This is a genomic window from Frigoribacterium sp. SL97 (assembly GCF_026625765.1).
GTDB lineage: Bacteria > Actinomycetota > Actinomycetes > Actinomycetales > Microbacteriaceae > Frigoribacterium.
On record NZ_CP113062.1, the window covers coordinates 1408696 to 1434023 of the forward strand.

Annotated in this window: 20 protein-coding genes, 2 tRNA genes and 1 pseudogene; 12 read left to right on the forward strand and 11 right to left on the reverse strand. The window is 71.1% G+C overall.

Features of this window, described 5'->3' with window-relative positions; translation table 11 throughout:
- Both OVA02_RS06770 and OVA02_RS06775 read left to right on the forward strand, forming a co-directional pair.
- The gene (locus OVA02_RS06770) at positions 1-624 is read left to right on the forward strand and encodes an FMN-binding negative transcriptional regulator (protein WP_123571864.1); all 624 of its coding nucleotides are present in this window, start codon (positions 1-3) and stop codon (positions 622-624) included.
- A complete protein-coding gene (locus OVA02_RS06775) occupies positions 621-2129 on the forward strand; it encodes an amidohydrolase (RefSeq protein ID WP_267659487.1) in 1509 nt (502 codons plus the stop codon). Before OVA02_RS06770 ends, OVA02_RS06775 begins: the two co-directional genes overlap by 4 nt.
- A 78-nt stretch (positions 2130-2207) precedes the next feature.
- Here the strand turns inward: OVA02_RS06775 and OVA02_RS06780 are convergent, their stop codons facing one another.
- Entirely contained in the window at positions 2208-2696 is a 489-nt protein-coding gene (locus OVA02_RS06780) for a Dps family protein (protein WP_043597026.1), read from the reverse strand.
- A gap of 186 nt (positions 2697-2882) precedes the next feature.
- Between OVA02_RS06780 and OVA02_RS06785 the strand changes: the two genes are divergently transcribed.
- Together OVA02_RS06785 and OVA02_RS06790 are read left to right on the forward strand one after the other, a co-directional pair.
- A complete protein-coding gene (locus OVA02_RS06785; RefSeq protein WP_267659488.1) occupies positions 2883-4391 on the forward strand; it encodes a sensor histidine kinase in 1509 nt (502 codons plus the stop codon).
- 29 nt (positions 4392-4420) lie between these two features.
- Entirely contained in the window at positions 4421-5089 is a 669-nt protein-coding gene (locus OVA02_RS06790; protein ID WP_056048385.1) for a response regulator, read from the forward strand.
- Between the two features lie 224 nt (positions 5090-5313).
- Here OVA02_RS06790 and OVA02_RS18135 read toward each other — a convergent pair.
- Both OVA02_RS18135 and OVA02_RS06800 read right to left on the reverse strand, forming a co-directional pair.
- Positions 5314-6126: pseudogene (locus OVA02_RS18135) on the reverse strand (SGNH/GDSL hydrolase family protein); the annotation flags it as partial.
- 47 nt (positions 6127-6173) lie between these two features.
- A tRNA-Gly gene (locus OVA02_RS06800) sits at positions 6174-6244 on the reverse strand.
- A 152-nt stretch (positions 6245-6396) separates the two neighbouring features.
- On the opposite strand from OVA02_RS06800, the gene OVA02_RS06805 reads away from it, so the two are divergent.
- The 5 genes from OVA02_RS06805 (at position 6397) to clpX (ending at position 10875) form a co-directional block, all read left to right on the forward strand.
- Positions 6397-6469 (forward strand) — tRNA-Pro (locus OVA02_RS06805).
- Positions 6470-6531: 62 nt separating this feature from the next.
- Positions 6532-7857 carry a trigger factor gene (gene tig, locus OVA02_RS06810; protein ID WP_056048379.1) on the forward strand — a complete coding sequence of 442 codons (1326 nt, stop codon included), beginning with the start codon at positions 6532-6534 and terminating at the stop codon, positions 7855-7857.
- A gap of 235 nt (positions 7858-8092) precedes the next feature.
- Entirely contained in the window at positions 8093-8680 is a 588-nt protein-coding gene (locus OVA02_RS06815) for an ATP-dependent Clp protease proteolytic subunit (protein ID WP_043597035.1), read from the forward strand.
- A 40-nt stretch (positions 8681-8720) separates the two neighbouring features.
- On the forward strand, positions 8721-9386 hold the full coding sequence (locus OVA02_RS06820) for an ATP-dependent Clp protease proteolytic subunit (protein WP_056048376.1): 666 nt from the start codon (positions 8721-8723) through the stop codon (positions 9384-9386).
- Positions 9387-9594: 208 nt separating this feature from the next.
- Entirely contained in the window at positions 9595-10875 is a 1281-nt protein-coding gene (gene clpX, locus OVA02_RS06825) for an ATP-dependent Clp protease ATP-binding subunit ClpX (protein ID WP_043597039.1), read from the forward strand.
- Positions 10876-10922: 47 nt separating this feature from the next.
- On the opposite strand, the gene OVA02_RS06830 is transcribed toward clpX, so the two are convergent.
- Positions 10923-12950, reverse strand: coding sequence for a M3 family metallopeptidase (locus OVA02_RS06830; RefSeq protein ID WP_267659490.1), 2028 nt, complete (start codon positions 12948-12950; stop codon positions 10923-10925).
- Positions 12951-12984: 34 nt separating this feature from the next.
- Between OVA02_RS06830 and OVA02_RS06835 the strand changes: the two genes are divergently transcribed.
- Positions 12985-13803: a methyltransferase domain-containing protein gene (locus OVA02_RS06835; protein ID WP_159826923.1), complete on the forward strand. Its 819-nt coding sequence runs from the start codon at positions 12985-12987 to the stop codon at positions 13801-13803.
- An 84-nt stretch (positions 13804-13887) separates the two neighbouring features.
- Here the strand turns inward: OVA02_RS06835 and OVA02_RS06840 are convergent, their stop codons facing one another.
- Positions 13888-14145 carry a hypothetical protein gene (locus OVA02_RS06840; protein ID WP_267659491.1) on the reverse strand — a complete coding sequence of 86 codons (258 nt, stop codon included), beginning with the start codon at positions 14143-14145 and terminating at the stop codon, positions 13888-13890.
- The gene (gene valS / locus OVA02_RS06845) at positions 14145-16784 is read right to left on the reverse strand and encodes a valine--tRNA ligase (protein ID WP_173152515.1); all 2640 of its coding nucleotides are present in this window, start codon (positions 16782-16784) and stop codon (positions 14145-14147) included. The genes OVA02_RS06840 and valS overlap by 1 nt, the downstream gene beginning before the upstream one ends.
- Positions 16785-17042: 258 nt before the next feature.
- Here valS and proP point away from each other — a divergent pair, with 258 nt between their 5' ends.
- Entirely contained in the window at positions 17043-18578 is a 1536-nt protein-coding gene (gene proP, locus OVA02_RS06850; protein WP_267659492.1) for a glycine betaine/L-proline transporter ProP, read from the forward strand.
- Between the two features lie 54 nt (positions 18579-18632).
- Here the strand turns inward: proP and OVA02_RS06855 are convergent, their stop codons facing one another.
- From OVA02_RS06855 to OVA02_RS06870, 4 genes are read right to left on the reverse strand one after another with little or no spacing between them, the layout of a single operon-like run.
- Positions 18633-20363 carry a dipeptide ABC transporter ATP-binding protein gene (locus tag OVA02_RS06855; RefSeq protein ID WP_267659493.1) on the reverse strand — a complete coding sequence of 577 codons (1731 nt, stop codon included), beginning with the start codon at positions 20361-20363 and terminating at the stop codon, positions 18633-18635.
- Positions 20360-21256: an ABC transporter permease gene (locus OVA02_RS06860; protein ID WP_420709639.1), complete on the reverse strand. Its 897-nt coding sequence runs from the start codon at positions 21254-21256 to the stop codon at positions 20360-20362. Before OVA02_RS06860 ends, OVA02_RS06855 begins: the two co-directional genes overlap by 4 nt.
- On the reverse strand, positions 21253-22203 hold the full coding sequence (locus tag OVA02_RS06865) for an ABC transporter permease (RefSeq protein WP_267659494.1): 951 nt from the start codon (positions 22201-22203) through the stop codon (positions 21253-21255). The genes OVA02_RS06860 and OVA02_RS06865 overlap by 4 nt, the downstream gene beginning before the upstream one ends.
- Before the next feature lie 4 nt (positions 22204-22207).
- Positions 22208-23845: an ABC transporter substrate-binding protein gene (locus tag OVA02_RS06870; RefSeq protein ID WP_267659495.1), complete on the reverse strand. Its 1638-nt coding sequence runs from the start codon at positions 23843-23845 to the stop codon at positions 22208-22210.
- 116 nt (positions 23846-23961) lie between these two features.
- On the opposite strand from OVA02_RS06870, the gene OVA02_RS06875 reads away from it, so the two are divergent.
- Positions 23962-24594, forward strand: coding sequence for a TetR/AcrR family transcriptional regulator (locus tag OVA02_RS06875; RefSeq protein ID WP_267659496.1), 633 nt, complete (start codon positions 23962-23964; stop codon positions 24592-24594).
- Here the strand turns inward: OVA02_RS06875 and OVA02_RS06880 are convergent.
- The gene (locus tag OVA02_RS06880) at positions 24591-25100 is read right to left on the reverse strand and encodes a GtrA family protein (protein WP_056048350.1); all 510 of its coding nucleotides are present in this window, start codon (positions 25098-25100) and stop codon (positions 24591-24593) included. The two genes, OVA02_RS06875 and OVA02_RS06880, sit on opposite strands and share 4 nt — an antisense overlap.
- Positions 25101-25328: the final 228 nt, after the last annotated feature.

The following is a 25328-nucleotide window of genomic DNA, read 5'->3' on the forward strand; positions in this document are numbered from 1 at the left end:
ATGCGGCACACCCCCACGTTCGTCCTGTCCGACGTCGACGAGGTCAAGAGGCTGATCCACGAGAACCCGTGGGCGACGATCGTGTCGCACACGGCGGCCGGTCTCGTCGCGTCGCACTACCCCGTCGTGCTCGAGCAGGACGACGCCGACCCGGGGGCCATCGTGCTCGTCAGCCACGTCGGTCGTCCGGACGAGCGCTCGCACGAACTGGGCGAGCACGAGGTCATGGTGATCGTCCAGGGCCCGCACGGCTACGTCTCACCCGGCTGGTACCCGGCCGAGCAGATCATCCCCACCTGGAACCACGTCACGGCGCACCTCTGGGGCACCCCCGAGATCCTCTCGGACGACGAGAACTTCCGCGTGCTGGGCGAGCTCGTCGACCACTTCGAGCGCGTCATGCCCGAGCCCTCGACCCTCACCCTCGACGACGAGGGCTCTCGCCGGGTCGCGAAGGGCACCGTCGGCATCCGGCTGCGCGTGACCCGGTTCGACGCCCGCGCCAAGCTGAGCCAGAACAAGGCACCCGAGGTCGTCGACCGCATCGTGGACGAGCTCGAGCACGGCGAGCACTACGCGCAGCCGGCGCTCGCCGCCGAGATGCGCCGGGTGCGCGACCGATGACGGTCGGCGCAGGAACCCGGGCCGAGGAGGCGCGGCGCACGCTCCTGACGGGCGCCCGCCTGGTCGGCGGCGGACCCGCTCCCGTGGACGTCCTGCTCGACGGCGGCCGGGTCGTCGCCCTCGCGTCCGGCCCCGCCCCCGTCGGTGCCGAGGTGGTCGACCTCGACGGCCGCTGGCTCGCCCCGGGCCTCTGGGACTCCCACGTCCACATGGACCAGTGGGCGTTGGTGCGCCGACGACTCGACCTGTCGCGGGCACGGTCCGCCGCCGAGGCGGCCTCGATCGTGGGGGAGCGCCTCCGCGTCAAGCCGGTCGAGGCGGGCGGGACCCTCGTCGGCTACGGCTTCCAGGACGCCCTCTGGCCCGATGCTCCGAGCCGCGCGCTCCTCGACTCGGTGGCCGGTGACGTGCCGGTCGTCCTCGTGAGCAACGACCTGCACTCCGTCTGGCTCGACTCGTCCGCCCTGGCCCGTCACGGTCACGCCGACCACCCGACCGGCCTGCTGCGCGAGCAGCCGGCCTTCGACGTCAGCGCCGCGGTGAGCGTCGTACCGGACGAACAGCTCGACGGGTGGGTCGCCGAGGCCGTCGACGCGGCCGCCGCACGGGGGGTCGTCGGCGTCGTCGACCTCGAGATGACGCTGTCGCTCGACCGCTGGACACGTCGGGTGGCCGGAGGCACGCGGGGCCTCCGCATCCGTCCCGGGGTCTACCCCCGCGACCTCGACGCCGTCGTCGCCCGCGGGCTGCGCACCGGCGACGTGGTCCCGGGCACCGAGGGCCTCGTCACCATGGGGCCGTTCAAGATCATCACCGACGGCTCCCTCGGCACCCGCACCGCGTGGTGCCACGACCCGTACCCCGGGCTCGAGGGCGACCCGGCTGCTCGGGGGGTGCGCATCTACGAGACCGACGAACTCGTCGGGTGGCTGCGCCGCGCCTCCTCGGCGGGACTCGTCCCGGCCGTGCACGCGATCGGCGACGCCGCGAACGCCCAGGCGCTGGACGCCCTCGAGCTGGTCGGCTGCGGGGGCAGCATCGAGCACGCCCAACTGCTCGACCTGCACGACGTCGACCGGTTCGCGCGCCTCGGCATCGTGGCCAGCGTGCAGCCCGAACACGCCATGGACGACCGCGACGTCGTCGATCGGCTCTGGGTGGGCCGCTCCGAGCGTGCCTACGTCTTCGAGAGCCTCGTCGCCGCCGGCGTCCGCCTGCAGCTCGGTTCGGATGCGCCGGTCGCCCCGCTCGATCCCTGGGTGGCGATGGCCGCGGCGATCTCGCGCTCGCGCGACGGACGCGAGGCGTGGCACCCCGAACAGCGACTGGTCGCCTCGGCGGCGCTCGCCGCCTCGACGGGCGGTCGAGCCACGGTCGAGGTCGGCTCCGTCGCCGATCTCGTGGTCACCGAGGTCGATCCGCTCGCCGCGTCGGACGACCAGCTGCGCCGGATGCCCGTCGTCGGCACGGTCCTGGCGGGTCGGTGGACGCACCGCACGCTCTGACGAGGCGGCGTCGACCCGACACGGCGAAGGCCGCCACCCCGTGCGGGGTGGCGGCCTTCGTCCGTCCGGCGGGACGGGTCAGCCGGCGACGTGCGCGGCGAGGAACCAGCGGTCCTTCTCGAGGCCCCGCGAGATCTCGATGGCGACGTCCTGGCTCGAGGCGTCGAGCTCGCCGAGCTCGTCGATGGCCTCGCGGACGGCGACGAGCGAGGCGTCGATCTGGGCGACCAGCTCGGCGATCGTGACGTCGATCTGGTTGAAGCCGGGGGAGGTGGGGGGGATGACCGTCTTGGCGGCGACGGTCTCGATGCGTCCGTCGACCGGCAGGCCGAGGGCGACGACGCGCTCGGCGGCGAGGTCGGCCCACTCGCGGGCGTGGTCGACGACCACGTCGATGAGTTCGTGGACGGCGACGAACGCGATGCCGCGCACGTGCCAGTGGGCCTGCTTGCCGTTGACCGACAGGGCCGTCATGTCGGTGACGATCTGGCTGAGGAACTGGGCGACGCCGGCGGCGACGTCGGGGTCGACGGAACCCTGGGGGACGGTGCGGGTGATGTCGGTCATGACGTGGTCCTTTCCTAGACGATGGAGGCAACGCTAGACGTCTGGGAGAATTCCGCAAGCAAGCTGAGGCTCGGCTCACCTAGGCCAGCCTCACCTCACCACGGGTCGTGAGGGGGGATAACCCCACCGGCGGTCCGGGCGCTGGCACCATGGGGTGGACGCCCCGTCCGGACCAGGCTCGAAGGCATGATCCAGGAGACCACCATCACCGCCGCCAACCCCTACCTCTCGCCCCCGCCCCCACCCGGTGGCTACCGACGCCGTTGGCGCGAACTGCCCCGTGAACTCGGCTACGTCGCCCTGTCGGCCGTCCTCGTCGTCATCGTGACGGTGGCCGCCTCGTTGTTCCTGCACACGGTCAGCGGGTCGAGCGACTCGCTGTTCACCCTCGTCTTCCTCGCGATCGTCGTCTTCGGCGCGCTCTGGATCGCCCGGTGGTTCGGCACCTTCGAGGTGCTCCGCCTGCGGTGGGCCAGCGACCGACCCATCCGCCCCGTCGACTGGACTCCCAACACCGCATGGGGTCGGTCCACGAACCGCTTCGTGCGGGCGGTCTCCGTCTTCGCCAACCCGCACTACTGGCTGTACCTGCTCTACGGCGTCGTGGTGTTCCCGATCGTGGCGGGCTTCACGTCCTTCGTCCTCGTGGGTCTCCTGGCCGGCCCGGTGCTCGCCGTCCTGGGGGTCGTGCTCGTCTTCCAGGCGTTGCCGCCGTTCGACACCTTCAACTGGGCGTCCGCGATCGGCAACGGCGGAGGCGCGGTGCTCGTCGTCCTCGCCCTCGCGCTCTTCGCGGGCGTCGTGCTCGTCTATCCCTACGTCGTGCACGGGTTCGTCGTCATGCACCAGGCGATCGCCGCCGTCATGCTCGGGGGGTTCCGCAGCGAGCAGCTCGAGGTCGAGCTCGCCGACCGTGAGATCTCGCGCACGGCCGCCCTGTCGGCCGAGGGCACGGCCCTCCGCCGGCTCGAGCGCGACATCCACGACGGACCGCAACAGCGTCTGGTGCGTCTGCAGATGGACCTCGCCGCGGCGTCCCGCGCCGTCGACACCGACCCCGAGAAGAGCAAGACCCTCATCGAGGAGGCGCGGGTCCAGTCCCGCGAGGCCCTCGAGGAGCTGCGTGCCCTGTCCCGCGGTTTCGCGCCTCCGTTGTTGATGGACCGGGGCCTCGTGGCGGCGCTCGAGTCGCTCGTCGACCGCTCGGTGGTGCCCACCACGATGCTCGACCGGGTGCCCGCGCACGTCGTGATCCCGAGCGACATCGAGCGCAACGCGTACTTCATCGCGTCCGAACTGGTGACGAACACGGGCAAGCACGCCGGGGCGGCCAGCGCCGACCTCGTGCTGCGCACGAGGCAGGCTCCCGACGGCATCGGCACCCTGCTCGAGCTCGTCGTGACCGACGACGGGCGCGGCGGCGCCGGCCTGCGCGACGGCCACGGTCTCGCCGGGGTGCAGGAGCGACTGGTGGGCCTCGGCGGCTTCCTCGACATCAGCAGCCCGCAGGGCGGGCCGACCATCGTCACGGTGAGCATCCCGATGACGATCGAGGTGCCGAGCAACCCGACGCTGCCGCTGCCGACCGAGCCGCTGTCGCCGTTCTCGTCGACGGCCGTGACCGAGCCGCTGTCCGACGCCGCGCTGCCCGACGGGCCGCTCGACCCGCCGGCCGGGCCGCCCGCGCGACCGTAGTCCGTGGGCCGCGCCCGTAGTCTGGACGCGTGAGTCTCGAGAGCCCCTCCCGTCAGCCCCTCCGTGTCGTCGTCGCCGACGACTCGGTGCTGCTGCGGGAGGGGCTCGTCCGACTGCTCGACGAGATCGGGGTCGACGTCGTGGGGGCGTACGGCGACGCCGACGCCTTGCTGGCCGACCTCGACGAGGTCCGTCCCGACATCGCCGTGCTCGACGTCCGCATGCCGCCCACGCACACCGACGAGGGCGTCCGGGCCGCGATCGAGGCGCGACGCCGTCGGCCCGACCTCGGCATCCTGCTGCTGTCGCAGTACGTCGAGGTGGCCTACGCCCGCGACCTGCTCGAAGCGGGCTCGGGCGGGGTCGGCTACCTGCTCAAGGACCGCATCGCCTCGTTCGACGAGTTCCGTGACGCGCTCGGGCGGGTGTCCGACGGCGGCACGGTCCTCGACCCGCAGGTCGTCTCGCAGTTGCTGGGCCGTCGCAGCGATCCGCTCGCCGCGCTCACGCCGCGGGAGCGGGAGGTCCTGACGCTGATGGCCGAGGGTCGCACGAACGCCGCCATCGCGGCCGAACTGGTCATCGGAACGGGCGCGGTGGAGAAGAACGTCACCTCGATCTTCCAGAAGCTCCTGCTGGAGGACAGCGGCACCGACCACCGCCGGGTGCTCGCCGTGCTGGCCTTCCTGCAGCACTGAGTCGACGCGTCCCCCGCGTCGGCATCGCGCCCCTGACCGGGCGGCCGAGGTCGAGGACGGGCGTCGTCAGCTGGTCGTGCCCGGAGGGGTGTCGGCCGGGTCGGCGGGGAGTCCGCCTGGGGGGCGACGACCCGGGAGCCGGCGACGTCGAGGACGACGTCGCGCAAGGCGTGGCCGACGGCTTCGTACCCGGCCGTCGTGGGGTGGATGCCGTCGACGGTCGTGCCGGCGGCGAAGACGTCGCCCGCCCGCGCGAACCCCCAGGGGTCGGTGAAGGTCCACCCCTTGTCGGCGACGTAGCGTTCGAGCTGTGCCTCGTACCGGGCCGCGGCCCGGGGGGCACGGTCGTAGGGCGGGATCGCGGCCACGACGACGTGCTCCGGCCGGATCGTGTCGACGATGGCGTCGTACGACGAGGCGGACTCGGCGAAGCTCGTGCCGAGGCGCACGTCGTTCGTGCCCGACATCAGGACCAGGACGTCGACGTCGGCGACGGGCCGCACCGCGGCGGCCTGTTCCTGCACGGTCGAGCCGCCCTTCGCGTAGCCGCCGACGTAGTCGACGCCGTCGCCCTGGGCGTAGGTCATCCAGGTGTCGGCGGTGAGCCCCTCGCTCAGCAGGCGACCTCCGCCGGCCGTGAGCGAGTCGCCGACGATCGCGACCCGCACCCCGCCCGAGGTGGGTGCCACGGCCACGCCGGGCCCGGCCGCGGCCTGCGCGATCGCGCCGGACCCGGACCCGGACCCGGACCCGGAGGCGCTGGTCGCCTCGGTCGGTGGGGCGGCGCACCCGGCCGCCAGGGTGGCCACGACCGCACCGACCAGCGCGACCCGTGCGAACGTCGCGCGTCTCATGTGGCCATCTTGGGTCACGTCGCGCCGGGAAAAATCATCCGCCAGCACGACTTCCCCCCGAGCTGGCCGAGAGACCCCTGAAGAGCGCCTGCGCCGACGCCTGCATGCGAGGCCCGGAGAACATCTCATCGAAGGCGCCTGCCGGCGTCGACGCCTGCGTGCAAGGCGCGGAGAAGATTTCATTCGAGGCGCCCCCGGCGCCGGACGCCAGAGGCGTCGAACAAACACAGAGGGGATGACGGGAATCGAACCCGCGTGATCAGTTTGGAAGACTGAGGCTCTACCATTGAGCTACATCCCCGTGAGCGGCCTGGCCGCACGGGTGAGACCAGCATAAGGCATCCGACGAGGTCGCTCAGTCACGGCCCCTCGGTGTCGGCTAGACTCGACGCGGCCTTCACGTACCCGACCTCAACGGGGATCACGCGTGCCGGCCGGTTCCAGGCTGATACACGGGGCGTAGCGTAGTGGCTAGCGCGTCCGTTTTGGGGGCGGAAGATCGCAGGTTCGAGTCCTGTCGCCCCGACGATCGTCTACCTGCTGTCTCGGATGTGAGTTCAGCGCCACCAACACAGGAGAAGCCCCACATTGGTCCAGACCACGGTTGAGAAGCTCAGCCCCACGCGCGTCAAGCTCAACATCGTCGTCACCCCCGACGAGCTCAAGCCCAGCGTCACGCACGCCTACGGTCACATCGCCGAGTCGGTCAACATCCCCGGGTTCCGCAAGGGCAAGGTGCCGCCGCCCATCATCGACCAGCGCGTCGGTCGTGAAGAGGTGTTGAACCACGCCGTCAGCGAGAGCCTCGACAAGTTCTACCGCGAGGCCGTGACCGAGACCGAGATCCGCGTCCTCGGCCGTCCCGAGGCCGACGTGGTCGAGTGGCCGAACGTCAAGGACTTCTCCGGCGACCTGAAGATCGCCGTCGAGGTCGACGTGCGTCCCGACTTCGACCTGCCCGAGTACGACGGCCTCGAGCTGACGGTCGACACGGTCGACATCACCGACGACGAGATCGCCGAAGAGCTGACGAACCTGCGTACCCGTTTCGGCACGCTGGTCACCGTCGATCGCCCCGCCACCACGGGTGACTTCGCGCAGATCGACCTGACGGCCACCATCGGCGACGACGTCGTCGACACCGCCAAGGGCATCTCGTACGAGCTCGGCTCGGGCGAGCTGATCGAGGGCATCGACGAGGCCCTCGAGTCCCTCACCGCCGGTGAGAGCACCACCTTCGAGTCGAAGCTGCTCGGCGGGGACCGCGAGGGCGAGACCGCCCTCATCGCCGTCGACGTCACGGCCGTCAAGGAGCGCGAGCTGCCCGAGGCCGACGACGACTTCGCCCAGATCGCCAGCCAGTTCGACACGATCGACGAGCTCAAGGGCGACCTGAAAGAGCAGCTCGCCAAGTCGAAGACCTTCGGTCAGGGTGCCCAGGCACGCGACCAGGTCGTCGAGAAGCTGCTCGAGGCCGTCGAGATCCCCGTCCCCGAGAAGCTCGTCGAGGACGAGGTGCACCGTCACCTCGAGCAGGAGAACCGCCTCGAGGACGACGAGCACCGCGCCGAGGTGAAGGAGAGCAGCGAGAAGGCCTTCCGCAACCAGATCCTCCTCGACGCCATCGCCGAGAAAGAGGCCGTCAAGGTCGAGCAGGACGAACTGACGCAGTACCTCATCCAGGGTGCGGCGCAGTACGGCATGGAGCCCGGCGAGTTCATCAAGGTCCTCGACCAGAACGGCCAGATCCCCGCCATGGTCGGCGAGGTCGCCCGCAGCAAGGCCCTCGCGGTCGTGCTCAGCAAGGCCAAGGTCGTCGACGGCAAGGGCGACTCGGTCGACCTGTCCGCCTTCACGGCGACCGCCGGCGTCGGCGGCGACGACGACGACCACGCGGGTCACGACCACGCGTAAGCGAGAGCGGTGGGTCGGCTGACCCGTCACGTCCGAGAGGGCCGGGTGCGAGTGCGCACCCGGCCCTCCGTCGTTCCCGGCCCTCCGTCGTTCCCGGCACCGCGCCTCCCGGGCTCGTGGACGGGCCCCCGACGAGGCCGGGGAGGCGCGGTATCTGCCGTGGGCGAACAGCCCGGAACCCGTGCGTTGGCTCCGATAGATTCGACGACAAGCGACAACGAATGGGAGCTCCACCATGGCCGACGTGACACTGCCCAACAGTGTTTTTGACCGACTGCTCAAAGACCGGATCATCTGGCTCGGCTCTGAGGTCCGCGACGAGAACGCCAACGAGATCGCCGCGAAACTGCTGCTGCTCGCTGCGGAAGACAGCGAGAAGGACATCTACCTCTACATCAACTCGCCCGGCGGGTCGATCACGGCGGGCATGGCGATCTACGACGCCATGGAGTTCGTTCCGAACGACATCGTCACCGTCGGCATCGGCATGGCCGCCTCGATGGGCCAGCTGCTCCTGACGGCCGGCACCAAGGGCAAGCGCTACATCACGCCGAACGCGCGTGTCCTGCTGCACCAGCCGCACGGCGGGTTCGGCGGCACCTCGTCGGACATCCAGACGCAGGCGCAGCTCATCCTCTCGATGAAGCGTCGACTGGCCGAGATCACGGCCGCACAGACGGGCAAGACCGTCGAGCAGATCAACGAAGACGGCGACCGCGACCGCTGGTTCACCGCCGAGGAGGCCCTCGAGTACGGCTTCGTCGACCACATCCGCGGCTCGGCCACCGACGTCGTCGGCGGCGCCGGCACCGACCAGGCCTAGGCCCTCCGCCCCTTCGTCAGAACGAGAAAGAGAAGAACTCATGGAACTCCCGATGATGGGTGGCGCGGGTCGAGTGCAGACCCCCAGCTCCCGGTACATCCTGCCCAGCTTCGAAGAGCGGACGGCCTACGGCTACAAGCGTCAGGACCCGTACGCGAAGCTGTTCGAAGACCGCATCGTCTTCCTCGGCGTGCAGGTCGACGACGCCTCGGCCGACGACATCATGGCCCAGCTGCTCGTGCTCGAGAGCATGGACCCCGACCGCGACATCACGCTGTACATCAACTCGCCCGGTGGCTCGTTCACGGCCATGACGGCCATCTACGACACGATGCAGTACATCCGTCCCGAGATCCAGACGGTCTGCCTCGGTCAGGCCGCCTCGGCCGCGGCCGTCCTGCTCGCCGCGGGTCAGCCCGGCAAGCGTCTCGCCCTGCCCAACGCCCGCGTGCTGATCCACCAGCCCGCGACCGGTGGCAGCAGCGGCGGCCAGGCCTCGGACATCGAGATCCAGGCCGCCGAGGTGCTCCGCATGCGCACCTGGCTCGAAGAGACCCTGTCGAAGCACTCGAACAAGACGCCCGAGCAGGTGAACCGCGACATCGAGCGCGACAACATCCTCGGTGCGCAGGAGGCCCTCGACTACGGTCTCGTCGACCAGGTCCTCGGTTCGCGCAAGAACCAGCCGGCGGCGCTCACGCGCTGATCACGGCACGACGACGACGGCCCCGGGCACCCGCCCGGGGCCGTCGTCGTGTCGACGGGCGGAGGGACGCCCCGGCGTCCGTCCGCCACCACCGCGGATGTGCTCGAACCCCCCGGGTCGGTCCGTGAGTGTCGGCGGATCGGGTTAGGCTCGTCCCACACGACGACCGGTCCCGGTCGATGACCTCAGCCAATCAGGGAGGCCGAGCATGGCGCGCATAGGTGAGAGTGCCGATCTGCTCAAATGCTCGTTCTGCGGCAAGAGCCAGAAGCAGGTCCAGCAGCTGATCGCCGGTCCCGGCGTCTACATCTGCGACGAATGCGTCGAGCTCTGCAACGAGATCATCGAAGAGCGCCTCGCCGAGGCCGGCGACGAACCCGCGAGCGAGTTCGACCTGCCCAAGCCCCGCGAGATCTACTCGTTCCTCGAAGAGTACGTGATCGGTCAGGACGCGGCGAAGCGTGCGCTGTCCGTGGCCGTCTACAACCACTACAAGCGGATCCGTGCCGCCTCCACCCTCACGGCCGCCGAGTCGCTGGCCGACGAGGTCGAGATCTCGAAGTCGAACATCCTCTTGATCGGCCCGACCGGCTGCGGCAAGACCTACCTGGCCCAGACCCTCGCCAAGCGACTCAACGTGCCGTTCGCCGTCGCCGACGCCACGGCCCTGACCGAGGCGGGTTACGTCGGCGAAGACGTCGAGAACATCCTGCTGAAGCTGATCCAGGCTGCGGACTACGACGTCAAGCGGGCCGAGACCGGGATCATCTACATCGACGAGATCGACAAGATCGCCCGCAAGGCCGAGAACCCGTCCATCACGCGAGACGTCTCGGGCGAGGGCGTGCAACAGGCACTCCTCAAGATCCTCGAGGGCACCGTGGCCTCGGTGCCGCCGCAGGGTGGCCGCAAGCACCCCCACCAAGAATTCATCCAGGTCGACACGACCAATGTGCTGTTCATCGTCGCCGGGGCGTTCGCCGGACTCGAGGACATCATCTCGAACCGCGCCGGCAAGCGCGGCATCGGCTTCGGCGCCCCGCTGCACAGCAAAGAGGACGAGGCGGCCCTCTTCAGCGAGGTCCTGCCCGAAGACCTGCACAAGTTCGGTCTGATCCCCGAGTTCATCGGCCGTCTGCCCGTGGTGACCACGGTGACGCAGCTCGACCAGCCGGCCTTGATGCAGATCCTCACCGAGCCCAAGAACGCCCTCGTGCGGCAGTACCAGCGCATGTTCGAGATCGACGGGGTCGAGCTCGAGTTCGATCGCGGCGCCCTCGAGGCGATCGCCGACCTGGCCGTCCTGCGCCAGACCGGTGCCCGTGGTCTCCGCGCCATCCTCGAAGAGGTGCTCGGGCCGATCATGTTCGACGTCCCGTCCGACGACACCGTCGGGCGCGTCGTCATCACGCGGGCGTCGGTGCTCGAGAACGCCGCGCCCACGATCGTGCCGCGCCTCGTCGAGCAGCGCACCGAGAAGTCCGCCTAGCAGCGACGTCAGAACGCCCCGGCCGGTTCGGCCGGGGCGTTCTCGTGTCAGGCGAGGCCGCGCCGCGCGAGCAGCGGCTCGACCCGGGCGTCCCGCCCGCGGAAGTCGCGGTAGGCCTCGAGGGGGTCCTTCGAGCCGCCGACGCCCAGCAGGCGTGCGCGGAACCGGTCGCCGTTCTCGCGGGTCAGCCCGCCGTTCTGCTCGAACCACTCGACCGTGTCGGCGTCGAGCACCTCGCTCCAGATGTACGAGTAGTAGCCGGCGTCGTAGCCCCCCGAGAAGGTGTGCGCGAAGTACGTGCTCGAGTAGCGGGTGGGGACCGACGCGAGGTCGAGGCCGACCGCGGCCAGCGCCTCCTGCTCGAACGCCTCGACGTCGGTGACCGCCGCGGCCTCGGCCGACGAGAGGGCGTGCCAGGCCTGGTCGAGCAGGGCCGCCGCGAGGTACTCGCTCGTCTCGAAACCCTGGTTGAAGCCCTGGGAGGCGAGGAGGGCGTCCACCAGTCGTTGCGGCAGCCGGTCGCCGGTCTCGTGGTGAACGGCGTAGTTCGCGAGCACCTCCGGCCAGAGCATCCACATCTCGTTCACCTGGCTGGGGAACTCGACGAAGTCGCGGAAGACGTTGGTGCCCGAGAAGCTCGGGTAGGTCACCCGGGCGACGAGACCGTGCAGGGCATGCCCGAACTCGTGGAAGAACGTGGTCACCTCGTCGAGCGTGAGGAGGGTCGGCTGGTCGGCCGGCGGCTTCGGGACGTTGAGGTTGTTCACCACGACGGTGGGCAGCCCGGTGAGCGACGACTGCGAGACGAGCGGGTTCATCCAGGCGCCGCCGCGCTTGCTGTCGCGCGTGTAGAGGTCGAGGACGTAGAGGCCGACGTCGCCGCCGTCGGCGTCGGTCACCTCGAAGACCCGCGCGTCGGGGTGGTAGCCCGTCAGGTCGGCGCGTTCGGCGAACCGCAGGCCGTAGAGCAGCCCCGCGGCGAAGAAGACGCCGTCCTGCAGCACGCGCTCGGCCTCGAAGTACGGGCGCATCGCGGCCGTGTCGACGTCGTGCTCCTCGGCGCGCACCCGTTCGGTGTAGAAGGCCCAGTCCGAGGCCCGGATCGTCCGGCCGGCGACGCGCTCGAGTTCGGCCTGCTCGGCGCGGGCGTTCCGGGCGGCAGGAGGCGCCAGTCGCCCGAGCAGGTCGGCCACCGCCCCGGGGGTGCCCGCGGTCTCGCCCGCCGTGACGTAGGCGGCGTGCGACGCAAAGCCGAGCAGTTCGGCCCGCTCGGCGCGCAGCCGGGCGATCTCGAGGACGAGTTCGCGGTTGTCGTGGTCGCCTCCGCGCCGTCCACGCGAGAGCGACGCCTGCATGATCCGATCGCGGAGTCCCTCGTCGGTCAGGCTCGCCAGGTAGGGGTGCCCGCTGAAGAGGACGAGCGTGATGACGTAGCGGCCCTCGAGCCCTCGCTCTCGGGCCGCCTCGGCGGCGGCCGCGATCGCCCCGGCGTCGAGTCCGTCGAGTTCGGCGACGTCGTCGACCACGACGGCGAGGTCGTTCGTGTCGGCCAGCAGGTTCTTCTCGAACCTCGTGGACAGGGTGGAGAGCCGGCCGTTGAGGTCGCGGAGGCGGACCTTGTCGTCGTCGGCGAGGGCGGCTCCCGAGCGGGTGGCCTCGGCGACGAGCCGCTCGACGAGGTAGCGCTGCTCGGCGGTCAGGTCGAGGGCGTCGCGGCGCTCGTGCACGCTGCGGAGACGGGCGAAGAGCCGCGGGTCGAGTCGGATCGCGTCGGCGTGCGCCGCGAGCCGCGGGGCGAGTTCGAGTTCGAGGGCGTCGGTGGCCTCGGTCGAGTCCGACGAGGTCTTGTTGAAGAAGACGTGCTGGACACGGGTGAGGATGGCGCCGCTGCGTTCGAGGGCGGCGACCGTGTTCTCGAAGGTCGGCTCGGCCGGGTCGGTCGCGATCGCCTCGACCTCGGCCAGCTGTTCGGCGAACCCGGCGTCGAACGCGGGGCCGTAGTCGTCGTCGGTGATGCTCGCGAACGGCGGCAGGGAGTACGGCAGCGTGCTGGGGGAGAGGAACGGGTTCGTCATCAGCCCACACTAGGAGGCGCGCTAGGGTCGCCGCATGAGCGAACGCCCCGAGACGCCCGCCCGGTACACCCATGGCCACCACGAGAGCGTGCTACGGAGCCACGCGTGGCGGACGGTCGAGAACTCCGCCGCGTACCTCGAGCCGCACCTCGTGCCCGGGGTCAGCGTCCTCGACGTCGGGTCGGGGCCGGGGACCATCACCGTCGACATCGCCGGCCGCGTCGCGCCCGGTCGCGTGATCGGCATCGACGCCGCCGCCGGCATCGTCGAGCAGGCGACGTCGCTCGCGGTCGGGGCCGGGCTCCACAACGTCCACTTCGAGACCGCCGACCTGTTCGCCCTGCCGTTCGACGACGACGCCTTCGACGTGGTGCACGCGCACCAGGTCTTGCAGCACGTCGGCGACCCGGTCGCCGCCCTGCGCGAGATGCGCCGGGTGGCGCGGCCCGGGGGAGTCGTCGCCGTCCGCGACGTCGACTACCACGGCTGCGTCTGGGCACCCGAGAACCCGGGTCTCGACCGGTGGATGGACGTCTACCAGACCGTGCACCGGGGCAACGGCGGTGAACCCGACGCCGGGAGGCGCCTCAAGGGGTGGGCGCTCGAGGCGGGCTTCGTCGACGTGGCGAGCAGCGCCTCCGTGTGGTGCTTCGCGTCCGACGAGGACCGCACGTGGTGGGGCGACAGCTGGGCGGCCCGCGCGACGGAGTCGGCGTTCTACGCCGACGCGATCGAGAAGGACGCCGCCACGCACGACGAACTGCACGCGATCGCCGACGCCTGGCGCTCCTGGCGTGACGCCCCCGACGGCTGGTTGATCATGCCGCACGGCGAGCTGCTCGCCCGCGCCTGACGGCTCACGACGTCCCCGGTGGACGCGACGTGCCGCTCACCTCGAGAGGTGAGCGGCACGTCGTGGCTCCGAGGACGGGCCGGTTCAGTCGTCGTCGCCCTCGGCGTCGACGGGCTCGTGGATGCGGGCCTCGCCGGTGACGGCGTCGACCCGGATGACCGTGCCGTCGTCGAGCTCGACGACGGGGCGACGCTCGAGCCAGGTCAGCGTCCAGCGCCACGACGTGGCGTCGACGCCCTGGTCGGACAGTTCCCGCTCGACCTGGGCGACCGCCCCGAGGACCGCGGTGGGCAGCTCGGCCGGAGCCGCGCCTCCGACGCTCCACCGCGTACCGAGCTGCATCAGGCACCCGCCGTCGGGGCCGGAGCGGCCGTAGTGCCGGCACCGGAGGCGGACGCGCCGGCGTCGGCCGGCACCTCGGCGAACACGATGTCGCCGACCGCCAACTCGTCACCCTCGGCGAAGGACAGCTCGGCGATCTTGCCGACCGCGGCGAGGTCGCCCGCCGCGAGCTTCACGAGGTCGAGCTGGGCCGAGGGGCCCGTGATGACGGCCGAGGCCACCGGGGTCTTCTGCGAGGCCTTGGCGTCCGACTTCGCCCGCCGGACGAAGATCAGTGCCTGCCCGACGAGCCCGACGAGGCCGGACGAGGTCTCGCCCTCGGAGAGTCCGAGCTCGTCGACCGTCGGCCACGCGGCCCGGTGCACCGAGTCGTCGTGCGTCCAGGACCAGACCTCTTCGGTCGCGAACGGCAGGTAGGGCGCGAGCAGACGCAGCAGGCCCTCGAGCACCGTGCGCAGCGCGAGCACGGCCGAGGCCTGCTCGGCCGGCGTGGTGGCGCCGTAGGCGCGCTCCTTCACGAGTTCGAGGTAGTCGTCGCAGAACGTCCAGAAGAACTTCTCGGTCGTCTCGAGCGCTCGGGCGTGGTCGTAGCCCTCGAGCGCCTCGGTCGCGGTCTCGATCACGGCGGCGAACGATGCGAGGAGGTCGCGGTCGAGCGGCTGGGTGATCTCGAACTCACCCGACGGCAGTTCGAACGAGTACACGAACTTGGCGGCGTTGAGCACCTTGATCGCCAGACGGCGACCGATCTTGATCTGCTTGGGGTTCTGGGGGTCGAACGCCGCGTCGGTGCCCAGGCGGCTCGACGCCGCCCAGTAGCGCACCGAGTCCGAGCCGTGGTCGTCGAGCATGGCGGCCGGGGTCACCACGTTGCCCTTCGACTTCGACATCTTCTTGCGGTCGGGGTCGACGATGAAGCCCGAGATCGACGCGTTCTTCCACGGCACGGTGCCCGACTCGAGCTGCGACCGCAGCATCGTCGAGAAGAGCCAGGTGCGGATGATGTCCTGCCCCTGGGGGCGCACGTCGTACGGGAACACGAGGTCGAACAGCTCGGGGTCGCGCTCCCACCCGCCGGCCAGCTGCGGGGTGAGCGACGAGGTCGCCCAGGTGTCCATGACGTCGACCTCGCCGACGAATCCGCCGGGCACGCCCCGCTGCGACTCGTCGTATCCGGGGGCGGCCTGGGACGCCGGGTCGATGGGGAGCTGCGCCTCGGTGGGAACGATCACCTGGTCGAAGACGGGGTTGCCGTCGCCGTCGAGCGGGTACCAGACCGGGATGGGCACGCCGAAGAAGCGCTGGCGCGAGATCAGCCAGTCGCCGTTGAGGCCGTTGACCCAGTTGTCGTAGCGGACGCGCATGAAGTCGGGGTGGAAGGCCACCTCACCGCCGCGCTCGAGGAGCGAACCCTTCAGCTGCTCGTCTCGGGCGCCGTTGACGATGTACCACTGACGCGTCGACACGATCTCGAGCGGCTTGTCACCCTTCTCGAAGAACTTGACCGGGTGCGAGATCTTGCGGATCTCGCCCACGAGCTCACCCGACGCGGTCAACTGCTCGACCACGGACTGCTTGGCGCTGAAGACCGTCTTGCCGGCCAGCTGCGCATAGGAGGCGCGCCCCGCCTCGGACGTGATCGCCTCGGGGGCCTCGCTGACGAAGCGGCCGTCGAAGCCGATCACGGCACGGTTCGGCAGCTGCAGCTCGCGCCACCAGACCACGTCGTTGGTGTCGCCGAAGGTGCAGACCATGGCGATGCCCGATCCCTTGTCGGGCTGTGCGAGGTGGTGGGCCACCACCGGCACCTCGACGTCGAACAACGGCGACCGGACGGTCGTGCCGAACAGCGCCTGGTAGCGCTCGTCGTCGGGGTGCGCGACGAGGGCCACGCAGGCCGGCAGCAGCTCGGGCCGCGTGGTGTCGATCAGCACGTCGCCCTGACCGTCGGTGCGGTGGAACGCGAGCTTGTGGTAGGCCCCGGGCATCTCTTTGTCCTCGAGCTCGGCCTGCGCCACGGCCGTGCGGAACGTGACGTCCCAGAGCGTGGGGGCGTCGGCCTGGTAGGCCTCGCCGCGGGCCAGGTTGCGGAGGAACGCCTTCTGGGCGATGGCCTGCGAGTCGTCGTCGATGGTGCGGTAGCTCTGGGTCCAGTCGACCGAGAGGCCGAGCTTCCGCCAGACGTCCTCGAACTGCTTCTCGTCCTCGACGGTGAGCCGCTCGCACAGCTCGATGAAGTTGCGGCGCGAGATCGGCACCTGGTCGGCGGCCTTCGACGACTTGTTGTCGCCCCCCTCGAAGGGCGGGGTGAAGTCGGCGTCGTAGGGCAGCGACGGGTCGCAGCGCACGCCGTAGAAGTTCTGCACGCGACGCTCGGTCGGCAGGCCGTTGTCGTCCCATCCCATCGGGTAGAACACGCGCTTGCCGCGCATGCGCTCGAACCGGGCCTTGACGTCGGTGTGCGTGTAGCTGAACACGTGGCCGATGTGCAGGCTGCCCGAGGCGGTCGGCGGCGGGGTGTCGACCGAGAACACGGAGGCGCGGGTCGCGTCGGTGCGGTCGAAGCGGTAGGTGCCGTCGGCCTCCCAGACCTGACCCCAACGGGCCTCGAGTCCTTCGAGGGCGGGCTTCTCGGGCATCGCTGACGGCATGGTCTTCTCCGGTTCTGTGGACGGCACCGTGTCGGTGGGGAGGTGCCTGGTTGTGGGACTCCGACCAGTGTACGCACCCCCGCGAGGGCTCCTCGTGGACCGCCACCCTGCCTCCTGCGCGCTGCGGTGGCTGCACGCCTGCACACCCTGCACTGGTACTGACATGGCGGTTCTGTTAGGCTCGACGGGTTTTTTGCCGACGCTGGGGTCGACTGCCACCGCCCGACGACCTGGAGGCCTCACCCGATGTCAGCCAAGAAGAACGACAGCACGAAGCCCGCCCGCCGCAGCCTGACCACCGACGACGTCACCGTCGTCGAAGAGGGTCTGCTCAAGCGCGCGGTCAGCGCCGCAGCCCTCGGAAACGCCATGGAGTGGTTCGACTTCGGCGTCTACGCCTACATCACGACGACCATCGCCCAGGTGTTCTTCCCGCCGGGCAACGACGCGCTCAACATCCTGTTCACCTTCGGCACGTTCACCGCCGCGTTCATCGTGCGGCCGATCGGCGGCGCGTTCTTCGGCCCGCTCGGCGACCGCATCGGACGCCAGAAGGTGCTCGCCCTCACGATGATCCTGATGGCAGCGGGGACGCTCGCCATCGGCCTGATCCCGTCGTACGCGACCATCGGCCTCTGGGCGCCCGTCCTGCTGCTGTTGGCGCGCCTCCTGCAGGGCTTCTCGACCGGCGGCGAGTACGGAGGCGCGGCCACGTTCATCGCCGAGTACTCGCCCGACAAGCGCCGCGGCTTCATGGGCTCGTGGCTCGAGTTCGGCACGCTCGCCGGCTACGTGCTCGGCGCCTCGCTGGTCACCGGCCTCCAGCTCGGCATGAGCGAGGAGGCGCTGCTCGCCTGGGGCTGGCGCATCCCGTTCCTGATCGCCGGACCGCTCGGCCTGATCGGGCTCTACCTGCGCCTCAAGCTCGAAGAGACGCCGGCCTTCCAGAAGCAGCAAGAAGAAGCCGCCGGTCGCGAACACGTGAAGGTGCCGCTCGTGAAGCTCTTCGCCGAGAACTGGCGGGCGTTGATCGTCTGCATCGGTCTGGTGCTCGTCTTCAACGTGACCGACTACATGCTGCTGTCGTACATGCCGACCTACCTCACCAACACGCTGGGCCGCAGTGCGACCTCGGGGCTGTTGCTCGTCATCGTCGTGATGGTGCTGATGATGATCGTCATCACGTTCAGCGGGCGCCTGAGCGACCGGTTCGGCCGTCGACCGGTGCTGTTCGCCGGCTGCATCGGATTCCTCGTGCTGTCGTGGCCGGCACTCAAGCTCGTGCAGTCCGAGAGCACGCCGCTCGTCTTCGTCGGCCTGCTGGTGCTCGGCCTGGTGCTCGTCACGTTCACGTCGACCATGCCGTCGACGCTGCCCGCGCTGTTCCCGACGATCATCCGCTACGGCGCGCTCGCCATCGCGTTCAACGTGTCCGTCTCGCTCTTCGGCGGCACCACGCCCCTGGCCACCGAGGCGTTGGTCGTCTGGGCCGAGGGCGAGGGCTTCTCCTGGGCCCACGACATCCCCGCCTTCTACCTCATGGCCGCGGCCGTCATCGGCCTCGTCGCCGTGTGGTTCACGAAGGAGACCGCCAACGAGCCGCTGCTCGGCTCGGGCCCCTCGGTCGCGACCGACGACGAGGCGCGCGAGCTGGTCGAGGCCTACGCCGACGAGTCGAGCGAGGTCGCGAAGTCGGACTGGGCGCTCGAGTGGGCGCAGTCCGGCCTCATCGACGTGGTCGACCCGAAGGCCGCCGAGGCCGACGCCACCCGCCGCGGCTGAGGCGGCTGCCCGCCCCGGCGGGCCGGGCCGCGTTCGCCCCGGGGCAGGGGCAGGCTAGGGTCGGGCGGCGAGCAGGGCGCGGGTGTGGGCGTGCTGCGGGGCGGAGAACACGTCGGCCGTGCGGCCTTGCTCGACGACCCGGCCCTCGTGCATCACGGCGACGCGATCGGACATGTGCTCGACGACGTCCAGGTCGTGCGAGATGAAGACGTAGGCGAGCCCGTCCTGTCGCTGCAACTCGTCGAGGAGGTCGAGCACCTGGGCCTGGACCGAGACGTCGAGGGCCGAGACCGGCTCGTCGCAGACGATCACGCGGGGCCTCGGGGCCAGGGCGCGGGCGATCGCCACCCGCTGCCGCTGTCCGCCCGACAGGGTGTCGGGCCGCCGCGTCACCGTGTCGGCGTCGAGTCCGACCCGTGCCAGCAGGGCGACGACGTCGGGCTCGACGGGACCGAGGCGCGTGCTGCGGCCCGACGTCAGCGCGTCGGCCAGCAGACGGCCGACCGTGAACCGGGGGTCGAACGAGCTCGCGGGGTCCTGGTAGACGGCGCCGAGGTCGCCGCGGCGGGGACGACGGTCGCGCTCGCGGGCCGGGGCCCAGGACGTGCCGAGCAGGTCGACCGTCCCGGCGTCGGGGTCGTCGAGGCCGAGCAGCAGGCGGGCCGTCGTCGTCTTGCCCGAACCCGACGCACCGACGAGGCCGGGCGTCTCGCCGGCCCCGAGCGAGAGCGAGACGTCGTCCACGGCGACCCGGTCGGGCCCCCGGCGCCCCGGGAAGACCCGGCGCAGGCCCGTCGCCACGAGGACGGGGCCGGACGGGGGCGTCGTCGCCGCGACCGGCGTCGACGGGCCGGGAGCGCCTCCTGGGCCGGGCGCGTCGGAGGCGACCGGCGTCGTCGACGCGGGCGCGCCTCCTGCGTCCGGGCCGTCGGAGTTCGCGGGGGCGGAGAGGCGGCGACCCCGCGGGGCCCCTCCCGGCAGGGCGGCGATGAGCATGCGCGTGTAGTCGGCCTGCGGCGAGTCGAGCACGGTCGCCGTGTCACCCTGCTCGACGACGTGCCCGTCGCGCATCACGACCACGCGGTCGGCCAGGCGCCGGACGACCCCGAGGTCGTGACTGATCGCGAGGACGGCCGTGCCCGTGTCGCGCAGGGCGGCGAGTCGGTCGACGACGAGACGCTGCACCTCGGCGTCGAGGGCGGTGGTGGGCTCGTCGGCGACGATCACGCCGGGTCGCAGGGCGAGGGCCGCGGCGATGAGCGCCCGCTGCCGCAGTCCGCCCGACAGCTCGCCCGACCGCAGGCCCCGGCGCACCTCGGGGTCGGGCATGCCGACCTCGGTGAGGGCCTCCCGCACGCGGGCTCGGCGGGCGGCCGGCGAGAGTCGGGTGTGCAGTCGCAGGGCGTCGTCGATCTCGCGGCCGACCGGGCGCAGGGGGTCGAGCGAGACCAGGGCGTCCTGCAGCACGAGTCCGATGCGCGGTCCCCGCAGCCGACGCCAGCCCCGTTCGGACAGGGTGAGCAGGTCGTCGTCACCGAGTCGCAGGGCGTCGGCCGTCACGGTGCCACCGGTCAGCCCGAGCAGGGCCCGCGCGGTCACGCTCTTGCCCGAGCCGGACTCGCCGACCAGGGCCACGCACTCGCCGCGACCCATCGAGAACGACACGTCGTCGACGGCCGTCACCCCACCGAAGGTGACGTGCAGGCTGTCGACGACGAGGTCGTCCGAGGAGGCGCGGTGCCGGTCGTGGGGAGCGGCACCGGTCGCCAGCGGGTCCGTGGTCATCGCCGTCCTCCTCGTCCGCGTCGTGCGAGACCTCGCCCCAGCACCGTGGCCGAGGCAGCGGTCACCACGACGGCGAGCCCCGGGAAGACGGTCATCCACCAGGCGACCGCGAGGTACGTGCGCCCGGCCGAGAGCATCGCGCCCCACTCGGGTGCCGGGGGCGGTGACCCCAGCCCGAGGTAGCTCAGCGACGATGCCCAGACCACGGCCTGACCGAGACCCAGCGTGGCGAGCACGACCACGGGGGCGAGGGCGTTCGGCAGCACGTGACGCACGAGGACGAGCCCGGGGCGACGGCCGAGCACGGTCGCGGCCTCGACCATCGGCGACCGGCGGACGGCCGCCACCTGGCTGCGGACGATCCGCGCGTACCCCGGCGCGGTCGCGAGGCCGACGGCGATCGTCGCCGGCACGGCCCCCGGCCCGGTGAAGGCGATGACGACGAGCGCCAGCAGGAGGCCGGGCAGGGCGAAGAGCACCTCGAGGACGCGGCTCACGCCGGCGTCGGTCGCGCGGCCGACGAGGCCGCGACCGCCGAGGCCCGCCAGGACGCCGAGGACCACGCCGAGTCCCGTCCCGATCATCGTGGCGACCAGGCCGATCGTCAGCGAGGCACCGGCTCCGTGGACGACGCGGGTCCACACGCCTCGCCCCGACTCGTCGGTGCCGAACGGGTGCGTGAGCGACGGACCGGCGAACGCGTCGGTCGGCGATACGGCGAGCGGGTCGGCGGGGGCCAACAGGCCCGGTGCGACCGCCATCACGACCAGCAGCGAGAGCAGTGCGGCCGCCACGAGTTCGGTCGGGCCGAGCGGCAGGCGCCGCCGGGGGGTGCGGGACGAGGAGGCGCGGGCCGGGTCGGCACCCCGGGGCAGGTCGGGCAGCGCCGTCATGCCGCGCGTCCTCTCGGGTCGACCGCGCGTTCGGCCAGGTCGCCGAGCGCGACCACGACGACGTAGGCGAGCGCGGAGACCAGGGCGACGCCGGTCACGAGCGGGATGTCGCGCAGCGTGACCGCGCCGAGCAGGGTGCGACCGAGACCCGGGCGGGCGAAGACCGACTCGACCACGACGGCGCCGCTGAGCAACGAGCCGAAGGCCCAGCCCGACAGGGCGAGCCCGGGCAGCGCCGCGTGTCGGAGCAGGTGGCGGACGAAGAGTCCCGACGGGCCCTCGCCCCGGGCACGTGCCGAGAGGGCGAACGGGGTGGCCGCCGCGTCGAGCAGCGAGTCGCGGGTGACCTGCCCGAGGAACCCGGCGACGGGGATCGCCAGGGTGACGACCGGCAGGACGAGTCCCGCGGGGGTTCCCGTGCTCACCGGGGGCAGCAGCCCGAGCCGGGTGCTGAAGACGAGGATGAGCAGACTCGCCAGCCAGAAGTGCGGCACGGCCGAGGCGACGACCTCGAGACCCGACGACACCGCGGAGGCGATCCGGCCGGCGAGGGTCGCCCACCAGGCCGTCGCGATCGCGATCGACCAGGCCACCACCAGGGCGAGGAGCGCGAGACCGATCGTGCCCGGCAACTGGTCGAGCAGCAACCGGCCGACGTCGGTCCGCAGCGAGTACGACGTCCCGAGGTCGCCCGTGGCGAGCCGTCCGAGCTGCGCGAGGTACTGCACGAACAACGGCTGGTCCAGGCCGTACTGCCGACGGACGGAGTCGAGGGCCTCGGCCGAGGCCTGCGACCCCGGACCGCCGAGGATCGCCTCGGCCGGGTCGCCCGGGACGAGCCGGATGGCGAAGAAGATCAGGGTCGCGACGGCCCAGAGCACGAAGACCGCGCCGAGCAGGCGGCCGACGAGCCACCGACCCGCCCGTCGCCACCGCCCCGGACGCACTCGATCAGCTCGTCTTGTAGGCGTCGTACATCGTCGGTGCCTGGACCGTCGGCAGGGCCCGGACGCCCTGGACGGCCGAGCGCACCAGGTAGTGGTTCTGCTGGTCGTACAGCGGCAGGACGTGCCATCCCTCGAGGATGGTCTGCTGGGCCTGCTGGTAGAGGTCGGCGCGCTCGTCGGCGTCGCTCGTCCGGGAGGCGCGGGTCAACAGGTCGTCGAGAGCCGGGTCGCTCGTCTGCGAGAGGTTGGCGAAGTAGCCGCTCGGGGCGGGGGTGATGCCGTCGCTGTCGTAGAGGATGCGCAGCACGTCGGGGCCGACCTTCGTGTAGGGCGCGCTCACCAGGTCGTACTCGTTCGCCGCGAGGGCGCCGTACCAGCTCGAGAGGTCGAGGGGTTCGAGGGTGACGTCGAAGCCCAGGTCTTTCGCGCCGGCCTGGACCTGCTCGAACAGCGACTGCTCGGCGGGGATCGACTGGTTCGTGCTCACGGGGAAGGCCGCGGCGAGTCGCACGCCGTCCTTCGTGCGGTACCCGTCCGCGTCGCGGGTGCTCCACCCGGCCTCGTCGAGCAGGTCGTTCGCCGCGTCGGTGTCGACGTCGAAGAGCGACTCGTCGGAGAACGCCAGCGGCTCGACGCTCGACAGTGGACTGTACGACCGCTTCGCCGTGCCGAAGAACAGCGAGTCGATGCCCGAGTCGACGTCGACACCGCGGATGAACGCCTCGCGGACGCTCGCGTCGTCGAAGGGCGCCTTGCCGGCGTTGAGCTCGATGCGGTTGGAGGCGCCGGGGCGCGGGGCGTCGATCTCGTCGAGCGAGTCGTCCTTCGCCGCGGCGACGAGGGTGTCGGGCTGGGCGTTGTCGATCACGTCGACCTGGCCGGCCTGCAGCGCGGCGTAGCGGGACGCCGAGTCGGGGATGAAGCGCCAGACGATCTCGTCGAGGTGGGCGGGCCCCTGGTGCCCGGCATCGGCCGGCGGCGAGCTGTAATCGTCGTTGCGGGTGAGCACGACCTGTTGCTGCTTGGTCCACGACTCGACCGCGAACGGACCGGTGCCGACCGGTGACTCGCAGTTGACCTCCTGGCTCCGGGTCAGGGCCTCGGGTGACTCCATCGCGAGCCAGGGCTGTGAGAGGGACTCGAGCAGGGCGCTGTCGGGCTCGCTCAGGTCGAAGCGTGCCGTGCGCGCGTCGACCGCCTCGACGCCGGTGACCTTCCCGAGGGCGAGGTACCCGGTCGACGACAGCGTCGCGGGGTCCTGGAGATGGGCGACGTTGGCCGCCACGGCGGTGGCGTCGAAGGGGGTGCCGTCGGTGAACGAGACGCCGTCCTTGAGCGTGAAGGTCCAGCTGAGGCCGTCGGAGCCCTCTTGCCACGAGTCGGCCAGCCACGGGACGATGTCGCCGTTGGCGTCCTTCGAGACGAGCGACTCGAGGTACTGCGTCGACACGAGTGCCTGCGGGTAGTTGCCGCCGACGTGGGGGTCGAGGCAGGTCGGCTCGGCGTCGCCCGAGGCGTAGGTCAACGTCCCCCCGGCGACCGGGGTGGACGAGGTGTCCGGGTCGCCCCCGCTCGTGCAGCCGGCGAGCACGAGGCTCGCAACGGCGGTGGCGGCGATCAGGACGGGCAGGCGGCTGCGCATGGGGCTCCGGGGGAGTGACGGGACGTCGGATGGGATCCGACGACGCCGAGACGAGGCGGCATTCGTGGACCGGGTGCAACAAGTGCGCCGTCGAGTCTAGCGGCATGATGGTGGCCATGTCAGATGGACCAGACGCCACCCGCCCTCGGCGGCCGGTCGGCCGACCTCGCCGCTCGTCCGCCGAGATGCTGGCGGACGCCGCGGCCGAGTTGTTCCTCGAGAACGGCTACGCCGGGACGACCGTCGACGACATCGCCCGTCGGGCCGGCGTCAGCCGTGGCACGTTCTTCAACTACTTCGAGGCCAAGTCCGACCTCTTCTGGCTCGACCTCGACCAGAGCCTCGCCGATCTCGGCGACCTCCTGCGCGCCTCCTCCGAGCTGTCGCCGGTCCGCGCGGTCGAGGCCGCACTCGTCGCGCTCGCCGAGGCCCACGACCCCGAGCGCGTGCCCTGGGCCCTGACCCAGTCCGAGGCGATGGCCCTCGGCGACGACCTCGTCGCCTCGGCCGCGGTCCGGTTCGTGCGTCAGCAGGGGGCGGTCGCATCGTACGTGGCCGAGCGGTCGGGGCGGGATCGGTCGGATCTCGCGGCACAGGTGATCGGGTTGACGTTGATCGCGGCGGCGGCGGCCGCCATCGCGAACTGGGCGCGTGCCGGGGTGTCGCGCGGCCCCCTCGGGCCGGTGGTCGCGGCGGCCGTGGGCCCCGTCGCGGACGGACTCGACGCCCGGGAGGCGCGCTCGGCCTAGACCGTCGGCGTCGGTGACGTCGACGGGGACGTCGGCGAGAGGACGTCCACGAGCTCGGCGCGCTTCGGGAAGACCCACTTGTTCATCGCCCAGTACCGGAACACCATGGCGAGCATGGTGCCGATGATCGGCCCGCTGACGAAGTCGGCGATCTCTTGCGTGGTGCGCGAGACGTTCGGCACCTCGAGGCCGAATCCGTAGCGCGAGAGGTAGAGCGGCGCGGAGTTGAGGCCGACCCCGATGACGCTGACGATGACGAAGAGCAACATCTCGTGGGCGGTGTGACGCTCGCCCCGGTCGTCGAACGACCACTTCTTGTTCATCCAGTACGAGAAGACCGTCGCGACGATGATGCCCAACGCGAGGGCGGTGACGGGGTGCTGAGGGATGACGAACAGCTTGAGCCCGTAGTTGATCACCATGGTGATCACGAAGCCGATGCCCCCGACGACGAGGAACCTCGCCGCGGAAGGGTGCTCTCTGATGAGCTTGATGACTGCTTGCACTGCATCACGGTAGCCGAGGGCGCGCGGAATCGGCTGAAAGCGACCACGGGATGCGTCACAAATCACCCCCCGAACGAGAGGGTGAGCCCGCTCGGCGCCGGAGGATTGAGGACGGCTCAACCTTGCGGATGACTTCTCGTCACGGCCTGGTCACGGCGTGAGGATCCGTCGCCCCCGGTGGCTAACGTCGTGCTCGTCGGACCGGATCACCGGGACGGCGACCGGTCG